Here is a 14,847-nt window from a genome sequence, read left to right as displayed (position 1 = left end):
GCAATCGATCTATTTCACTATTCAGGATTAGCTATGAAGACTCCACCGGACGGGACGGTTTTTATCGTCGACGACGACGATGATTTCCGCGCATCCATGCAGTGGCTGCTTGAGTCAGAAGGCCTCAGCGTTACCAGTTTCAACAGTGCCCGTGCCTTTCTTGATGCCTACGACGGCAGCCCCGGCTGCCTGTTACTAGATGTGCGCATGCCGGAGATCAACGGCCTGGCGCTGCAGCAGATGCTGCTCGAAAAGGGCATCCAGCTGCCGATTATCGTGCTCAGCGGGCACGGTGACATTCCCATGGCGGTCACGGCCATTAAAAATGGCGCCATGGATTTTCTCGAAAAGCCGTTTGACGATGCCCTGCTGCTGCATCGCGTAAACCAGGGGCTCAAACAGGCCGCTGAACTGCATCAGCAGAGCCGGCAGCTGGAACACACCCGCGGTCTTTACGACAGCCTGAGCCGGCGCGAAAAGGAAGTCATGGCGCTGGTCGTGACGGGCAGAGCCAATCGCGAAATCGCCGAAGACCTGGGCATCAGCCCCAAGACGGTGGAAGTCCACCGCTCGCGGGTGATGAACAAGATGCAGGCCGGCAGTCTGCCGGTGCTCGTGACACTGGCCGCGCAACTGGGCATCCCGTCATAAAACAGCGTTTACAGGCTATGCGGGCCGCCTTTCAACACAACCGGCGACAAAGTCGGCAATCGCCTGCAGGCTGGGCTCCGGCGCTTCAAGATGGGGCACATGGCCGCAGTCCGACAGCAGCAGCGGTCGTGCCCGAGGGCCGATGCCGGCACAGATGTCGGTAACCTGTTCTGCCACGCCATACTGGTCCTGCTCGCCCTGCATGATCAGCGCCTCGCAGCGGATATCCGTCAGCCAGGGGCTGAGGTCGAAACCGGCATAGGCCGGGCGGGCCCAGGTTTCATGCCAGGCGCGGAACAACAGATCCGTGCGCTCGCCATGGTAGCGCGCCAGACGCTCAGGCAGATCACTGCCCGCAGCCCGGTAGCGGGCCACCGTATCACTGATGCCCGCCAGGGTCAGATGATCGATGTAAATGTGCGCCGCCATTGTCACCAGTCCGTGCAGCCGGTCACCAAGTACCGCTGCCGCCACCAGCGCAATGGAGCCGCCGTCACTGTGGCCCACCAGAATCACCGGGCCAAGCGCGGCGCTGTCGAGCACCCGGGGCAGCCAGTCTCGCCCTTCCTGCTCCAGGTAGTCGTCGGGGCGTGGCAGGCTGATCGGACTTGAGCCGCCATAACCGCGGCGTTCGTAGACAAATACATCGCAGCCGGTCAGCGCGGCCAGGCGCTGCGGCACCTGCTTCCACATGGCGATACACCCCAGGGCTTCATGCAGCAGCACCAGGGTCGGGCGTTGCGCATCCTGTGCACCGTGGCGACCGTGCAGGGCACGAATGCTTACGCCCTGCTCCAGTTCCAGCTGACGCGTGCTCCACTCAACTGTCATGGTCATCTCCTTTTATTACCACGGCGACTTCAGGCCTGCGGAATGGCATAGGTCAGGGTCGCATGTGCCACGGGATCGGTACCCTCGGCCGCCGCCGCTTCGCCTGAGTACATAAAGACTTCGCCAACCCCCAGCACTCTGCCGACCTTGAGCATGCGCGCCCGGGCGATCAGGTCGGCGTTAGCCAGGGGTTTGCGCAGGAAACTGATATTCAGGTTGCTGGTCACCGCCAGCGGCACCGGGCCGATGCGGGTCAGCAGCGCGGCATACACCGCGACATCCGCCAGCGCCATCATGGCCGGGCCCGACACCGAGCCGCCGGGGCGCAGGTGCTGATCCGACACGGCCAGACGCATGACCGCCGCCCCCCGCCCCACTGACTCGAGGGCGCCGTACTGGTCCCCCTGGGGGAAGTGTTCGGCCAGAAATTGATTCAACTGCTGCAGATCCAGTACCGGCATGATCTCTCTCCTTGTTGGATGGACGAACACCGCGGGCACCCTTGATAACCGCGGCGCAGGCGTCATGCAGCCTTGCGGCTACACCCCTTCGCTTTCTTCCCGGGCCTGATTACGCAGCACAAAACGCTGGATCTTGCCGCTCGGCGTCTTGGGCAACGCTTCAACAAATTCGATCTCGCGCGGGAAGGCGTGGGTCGACAGGCGCGAGCGGACCAGCTGCTTCAGCTCATCGGCCAGGGCTGCAGAGGCATCGACATGGGCCTTGATCACCACATACGCCTTGATGATGGAACCGCGCTTCACATCCGGCTTGCCTACCACCCCGCTTTCAGCCACCGCCGGGTGCTCCAGCAGGGTACTCTCGACATCGGCCGGTCCCACCCGGTAACCCGCGGTGGTGATGATATCGTCATCACGGCCGGTGAAGGAGTAGCTGCCGTCACCATGGCTGATCACCACGTCACCGGTGAGGTAATAACGGCCGTGGAACGGATCTTTCTCGCCCCAGGTATACCCCTGGAAAAAGAACAGCGGGGACTGGGAGGTATCGACCGCCAGCTGGCCAACTTCGCCTTCCGTGATTTCGTTGCAGTCCGTATCCAGCGCCACAACGCGGTGGCCCGGCATCGAAAAGCCCATGGAGCCGACCCGAATCGGGTGCTGCAGCTGATGATGATTGCAACAGGTCATGCCGGTTTCGGTCTGGCCGTAATGGTCCATGACCGGACACCCCATGCGACGCTTCACCCAGCTGATGACTTCAGGGTTCAGCGCTTCGCCGGCACTGCTGGCCAGGCGCAGTCCCAGTGTTTCATCCTTGCCATCATCATTGGCCATCAGCAGCCGGTAGGCCGTGGGCGCCGCCGCCAGGTTGGTGATGCGGTACTTGCGGATCATGTCGTAGGTGCTTTCGGCGGTAAAGCCATTCTCGTTGAAATGGGTTGCGTTGCCGAGCAGCAAGGGCCCGACCACGGCGTAGTACAGGCCATAGGCCCAGCCCGGGTCCGCTACATTCCAGTACCGGTCCTGTGGCTCAAGTCCCACGGCATAACGCATATAGACATAGAACGACATCAGCGCGCGGGCCGGCACGGCAACGCCCTTGGCCTTGCCCACGGTCCCGGAGGTAAACATCTGCAGAAAGGGTTCATTCGCGCCGATGCGCACCGGCTCAAAGCAGTCGGACTGCGCGGCTAGCTCGGTTGAAAAATCGGCATCCGCGGCATAATCGGCCGCCGCCGAGTCACGCCCCACCAGCAGGATGGGCGGACAGCCCTTAACCGTATCCAGTTTGCTGCGATTGGCGCCATCGGTCACCACCAGCCGTGTGCCTGCCCGTTCAAGGCGGTACTCGATGGCGCCGGAGCCGAAGGCGGTAAACAGCGGCTGGTACACGGCACCGGCGCGCAGCGTTCCCAGAATCACGACCAGCAGTTCGGGCGTGCGCGGCAGCAATCCCGCCACGCGGTCGCCCTTGCCAATGCCCTGGGCACTGAGATAGTTGGCAAAGCGCGCCGCCTTTTCACGCAGCTCGGCAAAGCTGTGCTGACTGGCGGGCCTTTCGACCCCCTCGTAGAAGAGACCGATACGATCACCGTCGGCCCAGCGATCACAGATTTCCTCGCACACATTGAAACCCGTTGTCAGGTCGCCGATCAGCTGTGCCTCCACCTGTGCCGGCGTGAAATCACTGTTGAATGTTGCATACGCTTGAGCGCTCATCATGCCCTGCCTCGCTTATTAGTGTTGTCAGGCCAGTCCATATCGAGCGCCGTGAACACGCTCGACCCATGAACAAGGAAATACGGGAATTCCCCTATTAGTAACATCTTGTTGACGTAAACGTAAATACCAAGTTTTCAAAAAAGTGTGCAGCAACCCCCGCTCGACAAGTCCATACGCTTACGAATATTTGGCTTTTGAGGTACCCTGTGCCAGAGCGTATCGAGGGAATAGAAGATGAACGTCAAACTCAGCCGCGACCAGTGGATCAACGAAGCCTTTTCGGTGCTGGCCGAAGGTGGAGTCGACAGCATCAAGATTGAAGGGCTGGCCAAACGGCTGCGCGTTACCAAGGGCGGTTTCTACTGGCACTTTCGCAATCGGGACGAGCTGCTGCAAAACATGCTGGAGCAATGGCGACTGCGCCGTATCGAGATCATTCATGAGCAGACCCGGGATGAAGAGCATGCCGCCGATACGCTCAAATACCTGATTCGCCTCTACACCGACAACGCCAACCCCCGGGGCAATGCCATTGAGCTGGCGGTGCGAGGCTGGGCCCGCGTCGACAGCCAGGCGGCAGATGCCGTGCAGTCCGTGGATGAAGAGCGCCTCAAGTGTGTGTCCGGGCTCTTTGGCAAACTCAAGCTGTCGGCCGAGGAAGCCTATTCCCGCGCCTACCTGTTCTATGCCTTTGTGTTCGGCCAGAGCCTGCTGAATGATCGCAGCTGCAGCCTGGACCCGAAGAAGATCAAGCAGCACTGCACCCGCTTCCTGATCGAAGACTAAGCCACGCCTGTGCATCCTGAGCCTGAATCCGGGCTCAACACGTCCTCAATCGCCCCAACGCACCACTGACTCACGTGAAGCCAGCTCTTTAGCTGGTGCTTAATCCTGGCCTTTACCTTTCTGCCCCATGCCTGTTTAGGTGCGCCTTTTTGCGCACAGCCCGCCGCAACTTAACCGCCATCCCGTTGCCTTGTGCCGCTATTAGGGTGCACCAAACCTGTGATCCCCTGGTCTACGCTTGTAGACAGGTATCAATTTCAAAAATACGCACCCGTATTGACATGGCGAATAAGCGAACATACGATAGCGTATAGTTAATTTTTACGCGGGTTTTCCCGTATCCAATATTCCCGCACTGCGAGGGCCGGCAAAAATGATTTCTCAATACTCTGAACTGAACTTTGGACTGGGCGAGACACTGGACATGCTGCGCGAACAGGTGAACGCCTTCGCCGCCCAGGAAATCGCCCCGCTGGCCGAGGAAACCGACCACAAGAACGAATTCCCCAACCAGTTGTGGCGCAAGTTCGGCGACATGGGGCTGCTCGGCATTACCGTCAAGGAAGAGTACGGCGGTGTTGACATGGGCTACCTGGCCCACGTGATAGCGATGGAAGAAATCAGCCGCGCTTCGGCGTCGATCGGCCTGTCGTACGGCGCCCACTCCAACCTGTGCGTCAACCAGATTCACCGTAACGGTAGCGAAGCGCAGAAACAGCAGTATCTGCCCAAACTGATCAGCGGCGAGCACATCGGTGCCCTGGCCATGTCCGAACCCAATGCCGGCTCCGATGTGGTTTCCATGAAGCTTACTGCCCGCGACAATGGCGACCACTACGTGCTGAACGGCAACAAGATGTGGATCACCAACGGTCCCGATGCCCACGTCTATGTGGTCTATGCCAAGACCGACCACGCCAAGGGCCCCCACGGCATCACGGCGTTTATCATCGAGCGCGATTTTGCCGGCTTCTCCCGCGCCCAGAAACTCGACAAGCTGGGCATGCGCGGCTCCAACACCTGCGAACTGGTATTCCAGGACTGCATCGTGCCCAAGGAAAACATCCTCGGTGAGCTTAACGGCGGTGTGAAGGTATTGATGAGTGGCCTCGATTACGAGCGCCTGGTTCTCTCCGGTGGCCCGCTGGGCATCATGCAGGCGGCCATGGACGTGGTGGTGCCCTACATCCGCGAGCGGAGCCAGTTTGGTCAGGCCATCGGCGAATTCCAGCTGGTGCAGGGCAAGGTCGCCGACATGTACACCCTGATGAATGCCGCCAAATCCTATGTCTACATGGTGGCCCTGGCCGCCCAGCGCGGCGAAACCAGCCGCAAGGACGCCGCCGGCGCCATCCTGTATTCGGCGGAAAACGCCACCAAGCTGGCGCTGGATGCCATCCAGCTGCTGGGCGGCAACGGCTATATCAACGAATTCCCTACCGGTCGCCTGCTGCGTGATGCCAAGCTGTACGAGATTGGCGCCGGCACCTCCGAGATCCGCCGCATGCTGATTGGCCGCGAACTGTTTCTCAACAAGTAAGCGTCCCTTCAGGCTTTCGAGGATTCTGTCATGACTCAGTTACAGTCCAAGATCAACCCGCGTAGCGACGAGTACCGTCACAAGTTCGACGCCATGGCCCGGGCCGTGGGCGATCTGCGCGAAAAAGTTGCCACGGTGGAACAGGGTGGCGGCCCCGCCTACCAGGCGCGCCACACCGCAAGGGGCAAGCTGCTGCCGCGCGAGCGCATCAACCGCCTGCTGGATGACGGCTCGCCCTTCATCGAGCTGTCTCAGCTGGCGGCCTACAAAGTGTATGAGCAGGATGTACCGGCGGCCGGCATCATCACCGGCATCGGCCGGGTATCCGGCCTCGAATGCATGATCATTGCCAACGATGCCACCGTCAAAGGCGGCACCTACTTTCCGCTGACCGTGAAAAAGCACCTGCGGGCCCAGGAAATTGCCGAGCAGAACCACCTGCCCTGCATCTACCTGGTGGATTCGGGCGGTGCCAACCTGCCGCAGCAGGATGAGGTGTTCCCGGACCGCGACCATTTCGGGCGCATCTTTTACAACCAGGCGCGCATGTCGGCCAAGGGCATCGCCCAGATCGCCGTGGTCATGGGGCTCTGTACCGCAGGTGGCGCCTATGTGCCGGCCATGGCGGACGAGTCCATTATCGTGCGCAACCAGGGCACCATCTTTCTGGCGGGCCCGCCGCTGGTGAAAGCCGCCACCGGTGAGGAAGTCTCGGCCGAGGACCTGGGCGGCGCCGATGTGCACTGCCGCGTATCCGGTGTCGCGGACCATTATGCGGAAAACGATGTCCACGCGCTGCAGATTGCACGCAACTGCATCGCCCACCTGAACCGCACCAAGCCCATGGACCTGGCCATCAAGCCGGTACAGGCGCCGCTGTACGCCAGCGAGGAACTGTACGGCATTGTCGGCACCGACCTGAAAAAGCCGTTTGACGTGCGCGATGTCATTGCCCGCCTGGTGGATGGCTCCGAGTTCGACGAATTCAAACAGCTCTACGGCACCACCCTGGTCACCGGCTTTGCCCATATCCATGGCTACCCGGTGGGTATCGTCGCCAACAACGGCATCCTGTTCGCCGAATCCGCCCAGAAAGGCGCCCATTTCATCGAACTGTGCTGCCAGCGCAAGATCCCGCTACTGTTCCTGCAGAACATCACCGGCTTCATGGTGGGCCGCAAATATGAAGCCGAAGGCATCGCCAAGCACGGCGCCAAGATGGTGACCGCCGTGGCCTGCGCCGACGTGCCCAAGCTCACGGTGCTGATCGGCGGCAGCTTTGGCGCCGGCAACTACGGCATGTGCGGCCGCGCCTACAGCCCCAACTTCCTCTGGATGTGGCCCAATGCCCGCATCTCGGTCATGGGTGGCGAACAGGCTGCCGGCGTACTGGCAACCGTCAAGCGCGATGGACTGGAACGCGACGGCAAGCAGTGGTCCGCCGACGAAGAGAAGGCCTTCAAGCAACCCATTACGGACAAGTACGACGCCCAGGGCCACCCGTACTACGCCAGCGCCCGGCTGTGGGACGATGGCGTCATAGACCCGGCCCAGACCCGGGATGTGATCGGCATGGGCCTGTCGGCGGCGCTGAACAAGCCGGTGAGCGACAGCAAATTTGGCGTGTTCAGAATGTAACGCACTGGATATAACGGAGAGAGACATGAGCCACGAAACCGTTCTGCTCGACATTCAGTCCAATGGCGTTGCCCGCCTCACGCTGAACCGGCCTGAGATTCACAACGCCTTTGACGATGTCATTATCCAGCGCCTGACCGAACACCTGCGCGAGCTGGACGCCAACCCCGCGGTGCGGGTACTGGTACTGGCGTCCAACGGCAAGAATTTTTCCGCCGGTGCCGACTTCAACTGGATGAAGCGCATGGCCGCCAACAGCCATGACGAAAACCTGCAGGATGCCCTGGGGCTCGCCGGCCTGATGTCCGTGCTCAACAACCTGAGCAAGCCGACCATCGCACTGGTACAGGGCGCGGCCTATGGTGGCGCCGTGGGCCTGGCCGCGTGCTGCGATATTGTCATCGCCACCCAGGCCAGCCGGTTCTGTCTGTCCGAGGTCCGCATTGGCCTGACTCCGGCCACCATCAGCCCCTATGTTGTGCGGGCCATTGGTGAGCGCCAGGCCAGGCGCTACTTCCAGAGCGCCGAAGCGTTCAGCGCCGAACAGGCGCAGCAATACGGCCTGGTGCATGAGGTCGTCGAGGATAACGCCGCCCTTGATACCGCCTGCGCTACCATCGTGCAGGCATTGCGCCGCAACGGCCCCCGCGCCATGCACGCGGCCAAGGAACTGGTGTTCGCCGTCAGTCAGAAACCCATCGATGCGGCCCTGATCGACGATACCGCCCGGCGCATCGCCGATATTCGTGTCAGCGAAGAAGGCCAGGAGGGGCTCAGTGCCTTCCTGCAAAAACGCGCCCCGAACTGGATCGAGGAATAGGCAAATGTTTAACAAGATTCTGATTGCCAACCGTGGCGACCGCCCGCGTAGCGGTGCAGCGGCGAAGCCAGTTCGCATGAGCTGCGCAGCAGCTGCAGGCGATCTCGACACGGAGACTCACCATGTTTAACAAGATTCTGATTGCCAACCGTGGAGAGATCGCCTGCCGGGTGATTAAAACGGCCCATCGTCTGGGGATTCGCTGCGTTGCCGTCTACTCCGAGGCGGATATCAACGCCCGCCATGTTGCCATGGCCGACGAAGCCTTTCTGCTGGGGCCCGCCCCCAGCAGCGAAAGCTACCTGCGCGCCGACAAGATCATCGAGATCGCGAAACAGTCGGGTGCCCAGGCTATCCATCCGGGCTACGGCTTTTTGTCCGAGAACACGGCCTTTGCCCGCGCCTGTGAAGACAACGGCATCGCCTTTATCGGCCCGCCGGCATCCGCCATTGCCGCCATGGGCTCCAAATCCGCCGCCAAGGCGATCATGCAGGATGCCGGCGTACCCTTGGTGCCCGGCTATCACGGTGATGACCAGACACCGGCCGTCCTCAAAAAGGAAGCCGAAAAATGCGGTTTTCCGCTGCTGCTCAAGGCCGTCGCCGGCGGTGGCGGCAAGGGCATGCGCGTGGTCGAATCCCTGGCCGAATTCGATGAAGCCCTGACCTCGGCCTGCCGCGAGGCCAAAAACGCTTTCGGCAATCCGGACATGCTGATCGAGCGCTACCTGACCCAGCCGCGCCATGTCGAGATCCAGGTGTTCTGCGACAGCCAGGGCAACGGCGTCTACCTGGCCGAGCGCGACTGCTCGGTGCAGCGCCGTCACCAGAAAGTGATCGAGGAGGCACCGGCACCGGGGCTGTCCGATGCGACCCGCAAGGCCATGGGTGAAGCGGCGGTACTCGCCGCCCAGGCCATCGACTATGTGGGCGCCGGCACCGTCGAATTTCTCTACGACGTCGACGGTTCGTTCTTCTTTATGGAAATGAACACCCGTCTGCAGGTGGAGCACCCGGTCACCGAGATGATTACCGGCCAGGACCTGGTTCACTGGCAGCTGCTGATCGCCGCGGGCGAACCCCTGCCGCTGCTGCAGCACGAAATCAGCATCAACGGCCACGCCTTTGAAGCCCGTATCTACGCCGAAGATCCGGACAACGATTTTCTGCCGGCCACCGGACGCCTGAGCTACCTGCGCCCCCCCACCGAATCGCCTGATGTACGGGTCGATACCGGTGTTATCGAGGGCGATGAGGTCAGCGTCTATTACGATCCGATGATCGCCAAGCTGATTGTCTGGGACGATAACCGCGAGCGGGCCCTGGCGCGCCTGGCCAAGGCCCTGGGTGAATACCGCATTGCCGGGCTCAAGACCAACGTGCGCTTCCTGCGTAACCTGGCTCTGGCTGCGCCATTCAAGGCCGCAGACCTCGATACCGGCTTCATCGACAAGCACCAGGCGCTGCTGTTTCCGCCGGCAAAGCTCGACCCGACCGAAAGCCTGCTGATGGCCGCCTGCTTTTTTCTCGAAAGCGACAAGGCCGGTCTCCGCGGTGGCAATGACCCCCATTCGCCCTTTGCACGCCAGAACAGCTGGCGCCTCAACTCGAGCTTCGCGCGGCCCATGCAGCTCGCCTGTGGCGATCAGCTGCATAACCTGAGCATCCTGGAACAGGACGGCGGTTACGAGATCACCCTGGACGGTGCCCGCTACAAGGTCGCTGCGAGCCTGAATGGCGACACCCTGAATATCATCATCAACGGGCACCGGCGTACCGTTTACGGTTACCGCAACCAGGCACAGCTCACGCTGATGGACCAGGGCGAACAGTTTGTCTGCCAGCTCCATGTCGAACGCTTCGGCGCTGCGGACCATCACACCGAGGCATCGCTCACCGCGCCGATGAACGGCGCCGTGGTTGCCGTGCTGGTAGAGCCTGGCCAAACGGTGTGCAAGGGCGACACCCTGGTGGTGATGGAAGCCATGAAGATGGAACACAGTATTCGAGCACCCAAGGATGGCGTTGTCAGTGCGGTCTACTTTGCCGAAGGCGAGCTGGTCGGTGATGGCGCAGAACTGGTATCGCTGGAAACAGAAGCCCAAACAGCAACCCCGGAGGCCTGCTGATGGCCCTGCCAAACACTGTTCGACTGGTCGATGTGGGCCCACGGGACGGCCTGCAGAACGAAGCGACCCACATCAGCACGGCGGTCAAGATCGAGCTTGTCGAGCGCCTGGCTGCCGCCGGCATTCGCCATATCGAGGCCGCCAGCTTTGTCTCACCCAAGTGGGTACCGCAGATGGGGGATGCCCGCGAGGTGATGGCGGGTATTGAGCGGCGAAAGGGTGTCACCTATGCCGCGCTGACACCCAATCTGAAGGGCTTTGAAGCCGCACTGGCAAGCCGGGTCGACGAGGTGGCAGTCTTCACTGCCGCCTCCGAGGCCTTCACGCAGAAGAACATCAACTGCACGATCGCCGAAAGTCTCACCCGCTTCGCGCCTGTCATCGAGGCGGCCGGGGCGAACGGCATACGGGTACGTGGCTATGTGTCGACGGTGCTCGGTTGCCCCTACGCCGGCGACATTGCGCCGGCCCAGGTGGCAGCGGTCTGCCGTGAACTGCTGGACATGGGCTGCTATGAAATATCGCTTGGGGACACCATTGGCACCGGTACGCCGCTCAAGGCCAAGCACATGCTCGAAGCCGTGGCCCGGGATGTTCCCATCCACCAGCTGGCGGCGCATTTCCATGACACCTACGGTCAGGCACTGGCCAACCTCTATGCGGTGCTGGAAGAGGGACTAGCCGTGGTGGACGCATCCGTGGCGGGTCTGGGCGGCTGCCCCTATGCCAAGGGGGCTTCCGGCAATGTCGCCAGTGAAGATGTGATTTACATGTTGCAGGGAATGGGCATAAATACCGGCGTGAACCTGCAGCAGCTGGTACTAACCGGCAACTGGATCTCCGCTCAGCTAGGCCGCGTAAATGGCTCCAAGGTGGGCCAGGCAATGGCCTGTAACGACTAGCAGCCTGTGGGAGCTTGCTCCGCGAGCGAATGATCTGCTTCCAAGTCCCCGCGGGGCACCAGACGCCATTCGCCCGGAGACCGGCTCCTACAATGCAGTGCCGTTCTGCGCCGCCAGCAGCTCGTAGCTGCATAGCCGGTGTTCAAAATCGTGGGTGACGGTCACCAGACCGATCTCATCGGTGCCATAGCGCTCCCCCACGCTCTGCAGGCGCACCAGGCACTCCTGCGGTGATCCACAGACAACGGACGCCAGGGTCTGATCGAAGTACGCCTGGTCGGAGGGCCCAAGCTTGTTTTTGCAATCAAGCGCTTCACTGGGAGACATGATGGCATCTCGCACGCCGTGGCGAAACGCCTTTACCTTCCAGTACACCTGGGAGGCGGCCAGATATTCGGCTTCTTCCCGCGTCTGGGCGCAGACCGCGGAGACCGCGATCAGCGTTTGGGGATCGCCCGCATGCGCGGCTTCGCGCCAGGCGTTCTGATAGTCCTTCACAATGCTCACGGGCCTGTCTTCGGGACCGATAAACAGTGCCAGTGCCATCTTCATCCCCACCTGCCCTGCGAGGTGTGCGCTGCCGCCACTGGAACCCAGCATCCAGAGTTCTGGACAGGGGCGCTCATCCGGCATGACCTGTAACTCATGGTACGGATGATGATCGGGAATGCTCCCTGTCAGAAAGCCCTTCAGCAAGGCCGCCTGCTGGGCATAGTGGTCTTCACGCGCCTGCGCATAAGGGTACGCCAGCGCATGGCTGGCCAGGCCATCCCCGCCCGGCGCCCGGCCGATGCCAAGATCAATCCGTTCGGGAAACAGCGTTGCAAGCAGCTTGAACTGTTCGGCCACCTTATAGGGGCTGTAGTGCGGCAGCATCACGCCGCCGCTCCCCACCCGAATACGCTCGGTAATACTGGCAATATGGCTGATCAGAATTTCGGGGCTGGGACCGGCAAAGTTGAGGCTGTTGTGATGTTCCGCCACCCAGTAACGGGCATAGCCCGCGCGGTCGCAGGCTTGAGCCAGCTTTGCCGAAAGTGCCACGGCAGACAACGGTTGTGGCTTGCCAGGTACCGGTGACTGGTCGATAACGGTGAGCTTGAGCGTCATAACAGAGGGAACCCGAATCAATAGCTGAGAATTAAGAATGTAGCCGCCCGGTGCAGCAGGCACTTATGTTCTGCCCGCACCGCAAGGCCTCCTCCCTTCGACAACGAGGTGGCATATTTTCCCACAGACAGAGCCGTTTCCAGGTGATCTTGATGCCGTTGTGCGCGAACGTGTGCCTGCGCATCACCTTGCCTGGCGCGTGGGGCACAAAGCGCAGGAACGGGTATGAACATAACCGTTTTTGGTCATTGTCATGAACAGAATCAAGCGCACACAAGGGCAATGCCGCCAGGATTGCCCGCGCCCGCGTGTTAGCCGGGGTGCGACAACTCGGCCATTTTGTTCAGCAGCATTTTCAGAATATGGCGTCTTGTAATGACGCCGATAACCCGACGCTGACTATCCACCACCGGGTAGGACTTGGGTTTTTCATTGGGTTTGGAACTCAGCATCTGCCGGGCCAGCTCCAGCGGATGATCCGTGGGCGAGACCGTCAGTACGTCCGTTCGCATGATATCCCTGACATTGGCAATGCGTTGATTGTGGTATACCACCTGAATCGTCACCTGCAGACATTCCTGCTCGGAGATCCAACCCACCAGCTCGCGGTTTTCGTTCACGACAGGCCCACCCAGCATGGCCTTCTGTATCAGTTTTGCCGATGCCTCGACCACCGGCATTTCAGGCGTAATGATGGCAAAATCGGTGCTCATGTACTCACGTATCGAACCTGCTTCCATTGTCCTAACCTCGGTCTGGTCGGTCTGGTATCAGCTGGCATATAGTTCTTGCCTGGCTATACCCACCGCGTGGCGATCTTTTGTGCACTGCACAAAAATAGCAGACGATTCGCGGTGATCGCAACTGCCTGGCCACCTTCTGAAAATTCCCGCGCCTCATGTCAATAAAGTGCAGTTGTAGCGCAGAAGTAGCGCAACTCCAGTCTGCTGTTAAAACATAGCCTATGGCCCGCCCGCTGACAGCTATGTTGAAGCCCTGTCCCGCGGCTCGATGGGTTACACTCCTGTCTGGCCATTGTCGAACAGACTATTTTCACTGCCATGCAAGGAGCCCGCGTGCAGGACGTTATCTCGGTTCAAAACATCAACAAGACGTACGCCTCTGGATTCACCGCGCTGCACGATATCAGTCTCGATATTCGGCGCGGCGAGATTTTTGCGCTGCTGGGTCCAAACGGCGCCGGCAAAACCACGCTGATCAGCATCATCTGCGGCATCGTTAATGCGACCCGGGGCTCGGTCACTGCCGCCGGTTACGATATTCGGACCGAGTACCGCGCCGCCCGCAGCAATATCGGCCTCGTGCCCCAGGAACTGGCCACCGATTCGTTTGAAAACGTACTGGCGACGGTCAAATTCAGCCGCGGGCTGTTTGGCAAGCCGCCCAACCCTGACTATATCGAGCAGCTATTGCGCCAGCTCTCACTCTGGGACAAACGGGACTCACGCATCATGGCATTATCGGGCGGCATGAAACGCCGGGTCATGATCGCCAAGGCGCTATCCCATGAGCCCAGCATTCTGTTCCTCGATGAGCCCACCGCCGGCGTGGATGTAGAACTGCGCCGGGATATGTGGAACATGGTACGTGGTCTGCAGCAGCGGGGGGTCACCATCATTCTTACCACGCATTACATAGAGGAAGCGGAAGAGATGGCCGACCGCATCGGCGTCATCAATAAGGGTCGGCTGATTCTGGTAGATGACAAAACAACCCTGATGAACAAGCTCGGCACCAAGCAGTTGCTCCTGCAGCTGCAGACGCCCCTCGACGCCCTGCCGGCCACACTGGCGCCATTCAACCTTGAGCTCAGTGCCGATGGCCAGCAGCTGACCTACAGCTTCGATGCCCAGCATGAAAACACCGGTATTACCGAACTGATGCGCGCGCTCAGCGCACAGGGGCTGGACTTCAAGGACCTGCATTCAAAACAGAGTTCTCTGGAAGATATATTCGTCAACCTGGTGAGAGAACAGGCATGAATCTTTACGGCATCGCGGCGATTTATAAATTTGCCATCCGGCCGCGCACCGGGATTACCAATCAACCTCGCCAAGGCATCAGTCACGTACGGAAACACACATGAATATTTACGGCATCGCGGCGATCTATAAGTTTGACATTCGGCCGCGCACCGGGATTACCAATCAAATTTGCCAAGGCATCAGTCACGTACGGAAACACACATGAATATTTACGGCATCGCGGCGATCTATAAGTTTGACATTCGGCC

The 14,847-nt window shown here is 60.5% G+C and carries 13 protein-coding genes; 8 read left to right on the top strand and 5 right to left on the bottom strand.

Going from position 1 to position 14,847, the window contains the following annotated elements; translation table 11 throughout:
* Positions 1-33 precede the first annotated feature (33 nt).
* Positions 34-651 (top strand): response regulator transcription factor, encoded by a 618-nt coding sequence (locus tag F451_RS0108830; RefSeq protein WP_020681002.1) that lies wholly within the window; start codon positions 34-36, stop codon positions 649-651.
* A gap of 15 nt (positions 652-666) precedes the next feature.
* Here F451_RS0108830 and F451_RS0108825 read toward each other — a convergent pair whose 3' ends face one another.
* From F451_RS0108825 to F451_RS0108815, 3 genes are all read right to left on the bottom strand, one after another.
* Positions 667-1,482, bottom strand: coding sequence for an alpha/beta fold hydrolase (locus F451_RS0108825; RefSeq protein ID WP_020681001.1), 816 nt, complete (start codon positions 1,480-1,482; stop codon positions 667-669).
* 29 nt (positions 1,483-1,511) lie between these two features.
* A complete protein-coding gene (locus F451_RS0108820) occupies positions 1,512-1,943 on the bottom strand; it encodes a PaaI family thioesterase (RefSeq protein WP_020681000.1) in 432 nt (143 codons plus the stop codon).
* 78 nt (positions 1,944-2,021) lie between these two features.
* Positions 2,022-3,665, bottom strand: coding sequence for an AMP-binding protein (locus F451_RS0108815; protein ID WP_026291616.1), 1,644 nt, complete (start codon positions 3,663-3,665; stop codon positions 2,022-2,024).
* Positions 3,666-3,902: 237 nt separating this feature from the next.
* Here F451_RS0108815 and F451_RS0108810 point away from each other — a divergent pair, with 237 nt between their 5' ends.
* The 6 genes from F451_RS0108810 (at position 3,903) to F451_RS0108785 (ending at position 11,483) form a co-directional block, all read left to right on the top strand.
* Complete coding sequence (locus F451_RS0108810; protein ID WP_020680998.1) at positions 3,903-4,454, top strand: TetR/AcrR family transcriptional regulator; 552 nt, start codon at positions 3,903-3,905, stop codon at positions 4,452-4,454.
* Positions 4,455-4,827: 373 nt separating this feature from the next.
* On the top strand, positions 4,828-5,994 hold the full coding sequence (locus tag F451_RS0108805; RefSeq protein ID WP_020680997.1) for an isovaleryl-CoA dehydrogenase: 1,167 nt from the start codon (positions 4,828-4,830) through the stop codon (positions 5,992-5,994).
* A 30-nt stretch (positions 5,995-6,024) separates the two neighbouring features.
* Positions 6,025-7,632: a carboxyl transferase domain-containing protein gene (locus F451_RS0108800; protein WP_020680996.1), complete on the top strand. Its 1,608-nt coding sequence runs from the start codon at positions 6,025-6,027 to the stop codon at positions 7,630-7,632.
* Positions 7,633-7,657: 25 nt separating this feature from the next.
* Positions 7,658-8,452, top strand: a complete 795-nt coding sequence (locus F451_RS0108795) for an enoyl-CoA hydratase/isomerase family protein (RefSeq protein WP_020680995.1) — start codon at positions 7,658-7,660, stop codon at positions 8,450-8,452.
* A 122-nt stretch (positions 8,453-8,574) separates the two neighbouring features.
* On the top strand, positions 8,575-10,581 hold the full coding sequence (locus F451_RS0108790; protein ID WP_020680994.1) for an acetyl/propionyl/methylcrotonyl-CoA carboxylase subunit alpha: 2,007 nt from the start codon (positions 8,575-8,577) through the stop codon (positions 10,579-10,581).
* Positions 10,581-11,483, top strand: coding sequence for a hydroxymethylglutaryl-CoA lyase (locus F451_RS0108785; protein ID WP_020680993.1), 903 nt, complete (start codon positions 10,581-10,583; stop codon positions 11,481-11,483). The genes F451_RS0108790 and F451_RS0108785 overlap by 1 nt, the downstream gene beginning before the upstream one ends.
* A gap of 87 nt (positions 11,484-11,570) precedes the next feature.
* Here the strand turns inward: F451_RS0108785 and F451_RS0108780 are convergent, their stop codons facing one another.
* Together F451_RS0108780 and F451_RS0108775 are read right to left on the bottom strand one after the other, a co-directional pair.
* Positions 11,571-12,593 (bottom strand): LLM class flavin-dependent oxidoreductase, encoded by a 1,023-nt coding sequence (locus tag F451_RS0108780; protein ID WP_020680992.1) that lies wholly within the window; start codon positions 12,591-12,593, stop codon positions 11,571-11,573.
* 311 nt (positions 12,594-12,904) lie between these two features.
* The gene (locus tag F451_RS0108775) at positions 12,905-13,333 is read right to left on the bottom strand and encodes a CBS domain-containing protein (protein ID WP_026291615.1); all 429 of its coding nucleotides are present in this window, start codon (positions 13,331-13,333) and stop codon (positions 12,905-12,907) included.
* Between the two features lie 336 nt (positions 13,334-13,669).
* Between F451_RS0108775 and F451_RS0108770 the strand changes: the two genes are divergently transcribed.
* Entirely contained in the window at positions 13,670-14,596 is a 927-nt protein-coding gene (locus F451_RS0108770; RefSeq protein ID WP_020680990.1) for an ABC transporter ATP-binding protein, read from the top strand.
* Positions 14,597-14,847 lie beyond the last annotated feature (251 nt).

Origin of the sequence: Marinobacterium rhizophilum DSM 18822 (assembly GCF_000378045.1) — a bacterium.
GTDB lineage: Bacteria > Pseudomonadota > Gammaproteobacteria > Pseudomonadales > Balneatricaceae > Marinobacterium_A > Marinobacterium_A rhizophilum.
Note: the sequence above shows the minus strand (reverse complement) of the source record. Positions and strands in the feature narration are given on the sequence as shown.